Genomic DNA, 11,595 nt, shown 5'->3' on the forward strand with positions numbered 1-11,595 from the left:
ACCGGTGTCCACTTTTGCGTAGGAACACTCCGGCTACGCCGCCGCTTAACTCCAGCGTTAGGCTACAGGACACCACCTTGTTCTTTACCGTAACAATCGTTGCCATTGCAGCCGTCGCGGCTTGGTACGTGGGGAGCCGCAAAGAGGCACCCTCATGGCGCGCTCGGTTATTAGCGTGTGTTTGGTGCGGTCCATTAGCTATCTGGTCTCTTTCTACCGCGCGGCAGGCTATCAACATCGGTCAAATTTCCTGTTTATGCCGAGGAACTCCGGACCCAACATTCTTCATTGACCAAAATCCGGCTCTCTTCTGGTCGACAACGGTAATCTGGTACATAGGCGGCGTAGGCTTAGCCGCAGCGTGTGTTGGCTGCATCATCCCTTCAGGCCGTAAATTGGCCTAACATCTCGTTCAAGGCGGACGGCTTCGCCGCCGCTTATCTCAGGCGTTAGGCTTCACAGATGGAATCGACTCAGCCAACGTACCTCTGGGGTGCCGCAAAGAGCTACTGGCGAAGTTTCTTGCCGGCATGGGTATTCCCGTTCGTCTTCTTTTATGGTGACGGTGTGTCCGACTCATTCGGCCATCCAAACTTGTTCTTTGTAGTTGTCGCACTCCCGTTGTTCTTCTGGTCCTTCTTTCGCGCAACGCGCCCGTGGCTTCGCCATCAGGTCAAGTACTGGCATTGTGTTTTTTGGGCTATGGTGGTCCCGTTCCTTCTTGGTATTGCCGCTGTCGGCTCGCGCTTGGCACTACTCGGGCTATTGCATGGCGGCGGCACTGCTTAGCCACTCGTTCAAGGCGGGCGGCTACGCCGCCGTTTAACTCCAGCCTCAGGCCGCATCAGCGATGTCTGGAGCATTCGTTGAAGACAACCTCATAAGATTGGCCGATGTCACAAGCACCAAAGAATCCGCAACTTCCGAGCTTCGTCGTTCTGCGCAGAACGGATGCTGGTACCTGGCAGTTTCTCGGCGAGGTACGTCGCAAGCCCGGCTTGACCGCACAAGCTGCGCGTACAGACGCTATCCTTCAGGCAACTGGCGGTGCAGCCAGAGGCGGCGAGGTATACGCGGCTGTCCTTGCCAGCGAGTGGCGTATCGCACAAGAATGGAATTCTCCAATCGAGTGATGCTCAGCCTTTCAGTGCGGCCTGACCCGTTCCGCCTAGCGTCTGCCGCATCACACCGTTGCTTTCTACCGCTGCGGCTTACCTCGTCCAACAACCCGTTCAGTTCAATTCGCACCTTCCGCGTCATGCGCCTGTGGCACGTGGCTCTTGGAATGGGTTATGTGGCGTCGCTGTGGTTGGTCATATCGAAGCCCCTCGGCTGGCATCCGCTTCGATAATGGGCATCACGAAACAGCCGCACCTCATGCCTGCCCATCCACCCGCAACACCAGCTTCCCCCGATGGATCCCGTCGAACAGGCGGTTGAGCACCACGGGTGCATTCTCCAGGCCTTCGGCCACGGTCTCTTCGGTCTTCAACTTCCCCTCGCGAATCCATCCGGTGATCGCACCCACCGCTTCCCTGGTCCTGGTGTAATCCAGCACCAGGAAACCGCGCACGCTGAGGCGTTTCATGATGACGGGGCTGAAGTCGTCGCCGGGGCGCTCGGCGCTGTTGTAGCCGGAGATCATGCCGCACAGGGCCACGCGGCCACCGATCACCATCCGTGACAGCACCGCGCGCATCACCTCGCCGCCCACGTTTTCGAAGTTCACGTGGATGCCGTCGGGAGTCGCGGCCTTGAGTTGCTGCTTGAACTCGGCGGACTTGTAGTCGACGGCGGCATCGAAGCCGAGGTGGTCGACGAGGTGGCGGCATTTGTCGGCGCCGCCGGCGATGCCGACCACGCGGGCGCCCATGATCCTGCCGATCTGGCCGGCGATGGAGCCGACCGAACCGGCGGCGGCGGAGACGACCAGGGTTTCGCCGGCCTGCACGGGGGCGATGTCGGTGAGGCCGTAGTAGGCGGTGACGCCGCTCATGCCGGCCGCGCCGAGCAGGGTCGGCAGCGGGATGCCGGGATCGGCGGGCAGGCGCACGTAGCCTTTGGCGCTTTCGTGCAGCAGGAGATAGTCCTGCCAGCCGGTGACGCCTTGCACCAGGTCCCCTTCGGCGTAGTGCGCGGAGCGCGATTGCACCACGCGGCCCAGGCCGAGCGCGCGCATCACCTCGCCGATCGCGACCGGCGGCAGGTATTGCGGGATGTCGCGCATCCACACGCGGTTGGTCGGGTCCATCGAGAGGTACAGCACGCGCACCAGCACCTCGCCGTCCTGCAAGTCGGGCACGGCTTGTTCGACCAGGTCGAAGTCATCGCGCGAGACCAGGCCTTCGGGACGGGTTTTCAGGCGCAGTTGGCGATTGATCAGGGGCATGCGGTTCACCGTGGCGGCAGCGGGACAGTGCGCATTCCACTATACGGCGTCGCGTCGCCGGCCCGGGCGACAACCCCATTGTGCCGGCTGTTGCGTTGGATCCATGGGCGGGATGTGTCGTCCCGTGTTCCACTTACACTGTGCCGGCCACTCGGCATACGGGGAGAAATGCATGCTTGCTCGAATACTCGGTCTGCTGGGTCTGTGGCTGTTGCTGGCGGCGCCATTGCCGGCGCAGGAGGTGCCGCCGGCGTTGCGCGATTGGCAAGGCTGGGTGCTGCACGACGTGCCGCAGCATGATTGTCCCTTCATGGCCAGCCAGATGCCGGGTGTCGGCGGCCGTCAATGCGCCTGGCCGGGGCGCCTGAGCCTGGATGCGGGCAAGGACGGCGGGCGGTTCAGTCTGGACGTGCACGTGGATGCGCCGAGCTGGGTGGCGCTGCCCGGCGATGCGAGGAACTGGCCGCAACAGGTCAGCGCGAACAACCAGCCGGCCACCGTGCTGCAACGTGACGGCCAGCCGATGTTGTGGCTGATGCCGGGCGATTACCAGTTGCGCGGCAGCTTGCCATGGGTGGCGCGCCCGTCACGGCTGCACGTGCCAGCGGCGATCGGGCTGGTGGCGCTGAGCGTCGATGGCGCGGCGGTAGCCCGCATCGAGCGCAATGGCGAACAGCTCACCCTGGGCGAGGCCGCGGCTGCGCAGCGTGCCGCCGATGCGCTGTCGCTGCGCGTCTATCGACGCCTGGAAGACGGACTGCCGGCCACGCTGCAAACCCAATTGCAGCTCAATGTCACCGGCAGCGCGCGCGAGCAGTCGCTGGGCCCGGTGCTGCCGCCGGGTTTTGTCGCCACCGCCTTGTCCGGCGACTTGCCGGCCCGGCTGGAGAACGACGGCCAACTGCGCGTGCAGCTGCGGCCAGGCCAGTGGACGATCACGCTCGCCGCGCGCAGCGTGGCTCCGCTGGGCAGGGTGGCGGTGAAGTTGCCGTCGACGCCGTGGCCGCGGCAGGAAGTCTGGAGCTATGCCGACGATTCCGACCTGCGCAGTACCCGGGTCGAGGGTCATGCCACCGATGCGGCCCAGGCCGGCGTGCCGGGGGAATGGCGCGACCTGCCGGCATTCGTGCTGGATGACGACGCGGGCCTGGCGATCGAACAGGGTACGCGTGGTGATGAAGGCGGCACGGGCGACCAGCTGCATCTGCGGCGCGAATTGTGGCTGGACTTCGACGGTGGCGGCCTCGGCGTGGCCGACCGGCTGACCGGCGAGCTGCGCCATCACCAGCGGCTGGACGTGGCGGCGCCCTGGCAGTTGCAGCGTGCCAGCCAGGCCGGCGAACCATTGCTGATCAGCACCGGCGAGCACGGTCGCAGCGGCGTCGAGCTGCGCGAGCAGGAGCTTGATCTGGCCGCCGGCCTGCGCCTGCCCGCGCACGGCGGGGTGATTCCCAGTTCCGGCTGGCAGCTGCCGCTGGAAGATATCGATGCCACCTTGCATCTGCCGTACGGCTACCGTCTGCTCGGTGCGCCGGGGGTGGACCGTTCACCCGATTCCTGGGTGGCGCAATGGACCTTGCTTGACCTGTTCGTGGTTGCCCTGATCGCCCTGCTCGCCGGGCGCCTGTTTGGCTGGCCGTGGGCGCTGCTGGCCGCGGCTTTCCTGGCCCTGGCGCAGCATGAAGGCGGCGCGCCGCGCTGGACGCTGGCTGTCGCCCTGGCGCTGACCTTGTTGCTGCGCGCGCTGCCCGAGGGGCGATTGCGCTCCACGGCGCGACTTGGCGCGCTGGCCGGCTTCGCGCTGGCGGTCTTGTGGACGCTGCCGTTCGCCGCGACGCAGTTGCAGTACGCATTGCATCCGCAACTGGAAGGAGGCAGCCAGGCCCGGATGGCCCCGGCGGGTTACGCCGAACGGGCGGCGCGGGAAGAGGTCTATGCGAGAGCGCAGCAGAAGATGAAACAGCAGGTGGCACCACTGCCACCGCCGCCAGCATCAGCGCCAGTGGTTAGCGAGATGAGTTCGACTGCGCTGTTGGCCCCAGGTGTGGTGTCGCGCGACGACTCAAGCGCAACGCTGAGTGCCGTCACCGTAGCGGGTTCATCGATGCAGAATCTGAGTGGCGGGTCCACCACGGTGCGCAACGACATCGACAGCCGCAGCATCGTCCAGGCCGGTGCCGGCACGCCGCAGTGGAACCAGGGCAACAACTACCAACTCGGCTGGTCCGGCCCGGTGACGACGAGCCAGAGCACCCGGCTGATCATTGCGCCGGCTTGGCTGGTGCGCCTGTTGCGGGTGGCGATGGTCGGCCTGCTGGCCGTCCTGCTGGCCAGGCTGGTCCCGCCGCTGCTGATGCCGCTGCGCCAGCGCTGGCGCGGCGTGGGCATGGCCGGCGTCGTGCTGCTGGGCATCGCGCTGCTGCCGGTCGGTCTGCATGCGCAGAGCCTGCCTGACCAGCAACTGCTGAACCAACTGCGCGGAAGGCTTACCGAGGCGCCGAAGTGCGTGCCGGCCTGCGCCACCGTGGCCCAGGCGCAATTGCAGGCTGCCGGCGACACCTTGGCGGTGGCGCTGGAGACGCACGTCGGCGCGGCGGTGGCCGTTCCGTTGCCGCAGGCCGACGACGGTCTGCAACTGCTCGAGGTCAGCGTGGACGGCCATGCCGATGCGCCGCTCGTGCGCATCGGCGATCAATTGTTTCTGCGCCTGGATCGCGGCGTGCACCGGGTCGGCCTGCGCTACCGCATCGGGTCGACCGACAGCGCCAACCTGCGTTTCGCGCTGCGTCCGCAACACATCGCGTTCGATGGGCAGGGCTGGTCGCTGGCCGGTGTCGACCAGGGGCGGGCGCTGGGCGACAGCGTCGCCTTGCAACGCCTGCGCTCCGCCAGCGACGGCAAGGACTTGCCGCCCGCGCAGAGTTTTCCGCCGTACGTGCGGGTGGCGCGCAGCCTGCAATTGGGCATCGACTGGACGGTCGAGAACGTGGTCGAGCGGGTTGCCCCGCAGCAGGGCGGCTTCAGCGTCACGCTGCCGCTGCTGCCGGGCGAGCACCCGGTGGGCGATGACGTGCTGGTGAAGGACGGCCGCATCAGCATCACGTTCAACGCGAACAGCCAGGAGGTGCACTGGAGCAGCCGGCTCGATCAGGCCGCGACGCTGACGCTCGAAGCGCCGGCGCTGGGCGAGCGTGCCGAGGTGTGGCAGATCCTTGCTGCGCCGATGTGGCATGTGGATGCGAAGGGCGTACCCACCAGCGCCGGTGACGAAGGCCTGCAGTTCCAGCCGCTGCCCGGCGAAAAGTTGCAGTTGACCTTTGCCAAGCCGGCGGCGATCGCCGGCGAAAGCCTGGCATTCGACGGCGTGCAGGTGACCAGCCGGGCCGGTGAACGCGTCAGCGAAACCACGCTGGAACTGCGCGCGCGCAGCACCCGTGGCGGCGAGCACGTGATCGACCTGCCTGCCGGCGCCGAACTGCTGGAAGCGACCCGCGACGACGAAGCCATCAACCTGGCGGTGCGCGACGGCAAGCTCAGCCTGCCGCTGCTGCCTGGCGAACACGTCTACACGTTGCGCCTGCGCGAACCGCATGGCGTCGGCGTGCGCACGCGCACGCCAACGTTCGCGCTGCATGCACCAGTGGCCAATATCGATCTCGACCTGCAGCTGCCGCAGGATCGCTGGGTAGTGTGGACATGGGGGCCGACCACCGGACCGGCCGTGCTGTACTGGTCGCAGCTGGTCGTGCTGCTGCTGGCTGCCTGGTTGCTGGCCCGTTTCGCGCCGACGCCGCTGCGCTTCCGCCACTGGCTGCTGCTGGGGCTGGGCTTTTCCGCGTTCGCCTGGAGCGCCTACGCGCTGGTGGTCTTGTGGCTGATCCTGCTGGGCTTGCGCGCACGCCACGCGCCTGCGGAGAACGCGGACACCACGCGTTTCAACCTGCTGCAGGTCGGGCTGGCTGCGCTTACCGTGCTGGCCCTGCTGGTGTTGGTCGCCGCGGTGCCCAGGGGGCTGCTCGGCCTGCCCGACATGCATGTGGCCGGCAACGGCTCGACTGCCGCAAGCCTGCGCTGGTTCGCCGACCAGAGCGCCGGCGTGCTGCCGGGCGGTGGCGTGCTCAGCGTGTCGTTGTGGTTCTACAAGCTGGCGATGCTCATCTGGGCGCTGTGGCTGGCCAATGCGCTGATCGGCTGGTTGCAGTGGGCGTTCAAGTCATGGACGCACGGCGGCTACTGGCGCAAGCCGCCGCCGAAGCCGGGCGTGACGCCGCCGCAGCTGCCGCCGAAGCATCCGGAGCCGCCGCATGCCTGATGTACGCCATGCGCTGATGGATGCCACCGCACGGCTCGGCGAGCGCGTCGACGCCGAACTGCTGCTGCTGCACGTGCTGCAGCAGGAGCGCAGCTGGCTGTTCACCCACGCCGACGACGAGCTGGCGACGGACGTCCAGACGGCTTTCCGTCAACTCGTCGCGCGGCGCGAAGCCGGCGAACCGGTGGCCTACCTCACCGGTCGCCGCGGCTTCTGGACGCTGGACCTGGAGGTGACCCCGGCGACCCTGATCCCGCGCCCGGAGACGGAATTGCTGGTCGAGCTCGCCCTTCAGCGACTGCCCGACAGGGCGCCCGTCGAGGTGGTCGACTTGGGCACCGGCAGCGGCGCGATCGCGCTGGCGATCGCCAGCGAACGGCCGCAGGCGCGAGTGATCGCCACCGACGCCAGCGCCGCCGCCCTGGCGGTGGCAAGGCGCAACGCGCAACGCCACCACCTCGACAACGTCACCTTCGTGCATGGCGACTGGCTGGCACCACTGGCCGGCCAGCAGTTCGAGCTGATCGTCTCCAACCCGCCGTACATCGAAGCCGCCGACCCGCACCTGGCGCAAGGCGACCTTCGCCACGAACCGGCCAGCGCACTGGCCTCGGGCGACGACGGCCTGGACGACATCCGCCGCATCCTGGTCGACGCCCGTCACCACCTGCGCCCCGGCGGATGGCTGCTGTTCGAGCATGGCTGGAACCAGGGTGAAGCGGTGCGCAGGTTGCTGGTCCAAGCTGGCTATGCCGACGTGTTCACGGCGCAGGATCTGGAGCTGCGTGATCGGGTCAGTGGGGGAACGGCGTGAATCAGGGGGGGCGACGTCGCCAGTGCTGACGTTCCGTTCACGATAGAGGCGAAGCAATTCCGCCGCCTTGCCGCCATGGCGTCAACAACGGATTGCCAAGGACAAATTTGCGAAGGAGGGTGCGGTGCCTACGGTGCGCTTCCCAACTCCATGGATTCGACAGGTGTGAGTCACCAGTGGGTCCTATTGACGATAGATCCACACCAGGCATGAGTCGGCCGGCTGCAAAATAATTCTTTCCGGAATAATGTCTTCCGGGATTTCGGCGCCGTCAGAAAACCTGCACCACTGAACATTATTTACAAAGCGATCGTAAGCCTGCTTCCCGCAGTTCGGACATGGCGGCAGGCTTCCCAGAAATCTTCTCAGATTGTCCTCGTAATACAATCGATACCCCGCGCCATGATCTGGAACGTTGTCGGGCTTCGGTTCGCCCAAAACGCGATCTGCGCGGGGATCTGTCCACAGGATCGTGTGGCAATGTCCACACTGAGCACCAACGACGGGCGCTTCTGCCCATGTGAAATAGACGAGTCCATGTATTTCACAGCCTTTGATGAGAGCGGGCTCAACGCATATATCTGCCGCCGTGATCTTGGAGATGCTTGTCATCAGATTCACATGTATTAACTCAGGGGATGGTTGCGTCGATGATGGTGCTTATTGCCGTTTGATCGTATCTTCCACCAAAAAGAACCAATGCTTTTCCCGTCGCATTTCTTGAGCTTGGGTACAAGATGCCATTATAACCAGCGGTATAAGCCTTGTTTGCGATCTTGTTCGTATATCCGTAGACCAGCTTCTGTTCGATTTGTGAATTGACAGGGGCGGTGAGTCTGGCCCCGTCTATGCCCATCATTTTGATCATTTCATGGTCGGTTAGATCGAGAACGTTGTCGACGTTCAGTTCACCGACATAGAGGGACTTCCCCGCTATATTTTTGCGAACTTCTGCATACGACGTGGCAACGTTGTCTCCGAAGTAGACATCCCCTCCGGTCTGGCGAAATGTGGGATCAGAGAAGCGGTATTGAGCTTTGGGATTTGTGCTTAAAGGCTGAAAGTTGCTGTCATAAATTTTATGTCCGTCCATCTTGATTGGCTTTCCCTTTCCAGCGGTCAGGCGATTGCTTGGCTCGGGATTGGCGCTGATGGTCGGCTTGCTCGCCCTCTGCGCGGGTCCTTGTTTTGCTTTGGGAGCTTCTCTTGCGCGATCAGACCACTTGTCTGCTGACGGCGTTGACTGCGTCGCAGTTTGTTCTCTTAGCCGCGGCTCCGCCTTCAGCCTCCCCTCATTCCGCACCATCCAGTCGGCGAACTTCGGTCCCATCCGGCTGCTGCGGACGCCTTCGGCCAGTTGGCCCATGTCGCCGCGGCCCTTGGCCAGGTAGGCGAGGATGCCCATCAGCAGGAGGACGAACATGGCGACGTGGGCGCGGGCGATTTTTTCAGCGGCGTGCTGGATTGCGAAGCGGTCGACGCGGATGGGTTGCTGCGGCAGCGGTGACGGGGAGGCGGCGGACCAGGCCAGGCGGATGCCGTCCCAGTAGGCGCGGGCGATGTCGGGCATGTCCCGCACGATGTATTCGCTGAGCGCCTTGAGCCCCATGAAGATGAGGATCCATTCGCCCATCTGCGCGCCGGCCGCCGCGCCGATGACGACTCCCGGGGCGGCGCCCACGCCCACGCCGAACACGCCGCCGGCGACGCCGCCGATGAGTGCGCCGCCGCCGGTGCTGGTCAGCATCACGATCAGGCATTGGCGCAACACGGCGACGATGTCGTTGACGACGGCGTCGAGGTCGAGGTGCTGGAAGTCGCGAAGGATGCGATAGACCGCCAGGCCTTCGGAAAGCGTGATGGCAAGCTGCAGGGCATCGGCCCGCGCGGAGATCAGTCTGGCTTCATTGCGGGCGCCGGATATCTGGCGGCCTGCCCAGCGCTCGAGCTGGTTCCATGAGTCCTGTATCGACGTGGCCAACGTCATCGCAACTCCTTCCCTGGAGGTTTTCTTCGAAGCTCAACGCAGCGTAATCGTGGCGGGGCTCGCCGGCTGTAAGGCATCGCCGGCGATGGCCAGCGATGTGCGCCACGTCACATTGGGCGACCGGCGTGAGGCGGTGTCAGCCGGTGCTGGCCATGCTGCCCGCGCACAGCGTCGGGAAGCGCGCATGGATCGCGTGGCGGATGCCGGGCAGGTCCAGCCCGGCCATCGTCAGCACTTCCTCGCGGCTGCCGTGTTCCAGATAGACGTCTGGAAGGCCAAGGTGCAGGATCGGCTGGGCGATGCCGTGGGCGGCCAGGCATTCGGCCACGGCCGAGCCGGCGCCGCCGGCGACCGCGTTGTCTTCCAGGGTGACGAAGGCGTCGTGGGTCTTCGCCAGCTCCACGATCATCGCCTCGTCCAGCGGCTTCACGAAACGCATGTTGACCAGGGTCGCGTCGAGTTCGGCGGCGATCGTGCTGGCGGCGGGAAGCATCGCGCCGAAACTGAGCAGGGCCAGGCCGCGGCCGCGGCGACGCAGGTCGGCCTTGCCGATCGGCAAGGTGTCGAGTTGCTCGCTGATGGCGACACCGGGACCGGTGCCGCGCGGGTAGCGGATCGCGGCGGGGCCGGTGTACTGGAAGCCGGTGGAAAGCATCGCGCGGCATTCGTTTTCGTCGGCGGGCGCCATGATCACGAAGTTGGGCAGGCAGCGCAGGAAAGAGAGATCGAAGCTGCCCGAATGCGTCGCGCCGTCCGGGCCGACCACGCCGGCGCGGTCGATCGCGAAGGTCACGTCGAGGTTCTGCAGCGCCACGTCGTGGATGGCCTGGTCGTAGGCGCGCTGCAGGAAGGTGGAATAGATCGCCACGACGGGCTTGGCGCCTTCGCAGGCCATGCCGGCGGCCAGCGTCACCGCGTGCTGCTCGGCGATGGCCACGTCGAAGTAGCGGTTCGGGTACTCCTTCGAGAACCGCACCAGGCCGGAACCTTCGCGCATCGCCGGGGTGATCGCCAGCAGGCGCGGGTCGGCCGCGGCCTGGTCGCACAGCCAGTTGCCGAAGATGTCGGTATAGGTGGGCTTGGCTGGCGTGTTCTTTTTAACCAGGCCGGCCTGCGGGTCGAACGGACCGACCGCGTGGTATTCGATCTGCGCCTCTTCGGCCGGGGCGTAGCCCTTGCCCTTGGTGGTGATCACGTGCAGCAGCTGCGGGCCGGGCAGGTTCTTCACCGTGCGCAGCGCCTGCAGCAACTGCGGCATGTTGTGGCCGTCGATCGGGCCGGTGTAGTGGAAGCCCAGTTCCTCGAACAAGGTGGAGGGTACGAACATGCCCTTGGCATGTTCTTCCCAGCGCTTGAAGAAGCGGCCCATGAATGACTGCTTGGGGATCGCCCGCTTGGCCCGCTCGCGCAGCTGGTTCAGGCGGCGGCTGGCCATCGCGCGGGCCATCATCTTGGTCATCGCGCCGACGTTTTCGCTGATCGACATGCCGTTGTCGTTGAACACCACCAGCATGTCCGGTTCCACGTCGCCGCCGTGGTTCAGCGCTTCGAACGCCATGCCGGCGGTCATCGCGCCGTCGCCGATCACCGCCACCACCTTGCGGTGGTCGCCCTTGCGCTGCGCGGCGATCGCCATGCCCAGTGCGGCGGAAATCGAGGTCGACGAATGGCCGACGCCGAAGGTGTCGTACTCGCTTTCCTCGCGACGCGGGAACGGCGCCAGGCCGTCCTTCTTCTTGATCGTGGTGATGCGGTCGCGGCGGCCGGTGAGGATCTTGTGCGGGTAGCACTGATGACCCACGTCCCATACCAGGCGATCGTTCGGGGTATCGAATTCGTGGTGCAGGGCCACGGTGAGCTCGACCACGCCCAGGCCCGCGCCGAAGTGGCCGCCGGAACTGGCGACCGACTCGATCAGGAACTGTCGCAGCTCATCGGCGACGGCGGGCAGCTCGTCATCGGGTACGCGGCGCAGATCGGCTGGTGCCTCGATCGCGGCCAGATGGGGATAGCGGGAAAGGTCGGTCATCTGCGTATTGTTGGCCCAGCGGCGGGGCGGGGCAAGGGCGAAGCCGTGAAGAATGCGGCCCGGC

General features: G+C 65.6%; 6 protein-coding genes. 2 read left to right on the forward strand and 4 right to left on the reverse strand.

The window, feature by feature from the left end; translation table 11 throughout:
* Positions 1 to 1,375 precede the first annotated feature (1,375 nt).
* Complete coding sequence (locus ASD82_RS03870; RefSeq protein ID WP_056715693.1) at positions 1,376 to 2,389, reverse strand: NADP-dependent oxidoreductase; 1,014 nt, start codon at positions 2,387 to 2,389, stop codon at positions 1,376 to 1,378.
* Between the two features lie 172 nt (positions 2,390 to 2,561).
* Between ASD82_RS03870 and ASD82_RS03875 the strand changes: the two genes are divergently transcribed.
* Positions 2,562 to 6,701: a hypothetical protein gene (locus ASD82_RS03875; RefSeq protein WP_056715696.1), complete on the forward strand. Its 4,140-nt coding sequence runs from the start codon at positions 2,562 to 2,564 to the stop codon at positions 6,699 to 6,701.
* Positions 6,694 to 7,515: a peptide chain release factor N(5)-glutamine methyltransferase gene (gene prmC, locus ASD82_RS03880; RefSeq protein ID WP_056715698.1), complete on the forward strand. Its 822-nt coding sequence runs from the start codon at positions 6,694 to 6,696 to the stop codon at positions 7,513 to 7,515. Before ASD82_RS03875 ends, prmC begins: the two co-directional genes overlap by 8 nt.
* Positions 7,516 to 7,698: 183 nt before the next feature.
* Here the strand turns inward: prmC and ASD82_RS17615 are convergent, their stop codons facing one another.
* The 3 genes from ASD82_RS17615 to dxs form a co-directional block, all read right to left on the reverse strand.
* Positions 7,699 to 8,127 (reverse strand): hypothetical protein, encoded by a 429-nt coding sequence (locus tag ASD82_RS17615; protein ID WP_157599056.1) that lies wholly within the window; start codon positions 8,125 to 8,127, stop codon positions 7,699 to 7,701.
* A 19-nt stretch (positions 8,128 to 8,146) separates the two neighbouring features.
* Entirely contained in the window at positions 8,147 to 9,502 is a 1,356-nt protein-coding gene (locus ASD82_RS03890) for an RES family NAD+ phosphorylase (RefSeq protein WP_056715702.1), read from the reverse strand.
* A gap of 136 nt (positions 9,503 to 9,638) precedes the next feature.
* The gene (dxs, locus tag ASD82_RS03895; RefSeq protein WP_056715706.1) at positions 9,639 to 11,531 is read right to left on the reverse strand and encodes a 1-deoxy-D-xylulose-5-phosphate synthase; all 1,893 of its coding nucleotides are present in this window, start codon (positions 11,529 to 11,531) and stop codon (positions 9,639 to 9,641) included.
* Positions 11,532 to 11,595 lie beyond the last annotated feature (64 nt).

Origin of the sequence: Rhodanobacter sp. Root179 (genome assembly GCF_001428465.1) — a bacterium.
Lineage (GTDB): Bacteria > Pseudomonadota > Gammaproteobacteria > Xanthomonadales > Rhodanobacteraceae > Rhodanobacter.

Excerpts from the sequence above, each read along its gene's own strand:
- ASD82_RS03870 (WP_056715693.1), bottom strand. The coding sequence starts at position 2,389 with ATGCCCCTGATCAATCGCCAACTGCGCCTGAAAACCCGTCCCGAAGGC.
- ASD82_RS03890 (WP_056715702.1), bottom strand. The coding sequence starts at position 9,502 with ATGACGTTGGCCACGTCGATACAGGACTCATGGAACCAGCTCGAGCGC.
- prmC (WP_056715698.1), top strand. The coding sequence starts at position 6,694 with ATGCCTGATGTACGCCATGCGCTGATGGATGCCACCGCACGGCTCGGC.
- dxs (WP_056715706.1), bottom strand. The coding sequence starts at position 11,531 with ATGACCGACCTTTCCCGCTATCCCCATCTGGCCGCGATCGAGGCACCA.
- ASD82_RS03875 (WP_056715696.1), top strand. The coding sequence starts at position 2,562 with ATGCTTGCTCGAATACTCGGTCTGCTGGGTCTGTGGCTGTTGCTGGCG.
- ASD82_RS17615 (WP_157599056.1), bottom strand. The coding sequence starts at position 8,127 with ATGACAAGCATCTCCAAGATCACGGCGGCAGATATATGCGTTGAGCCC.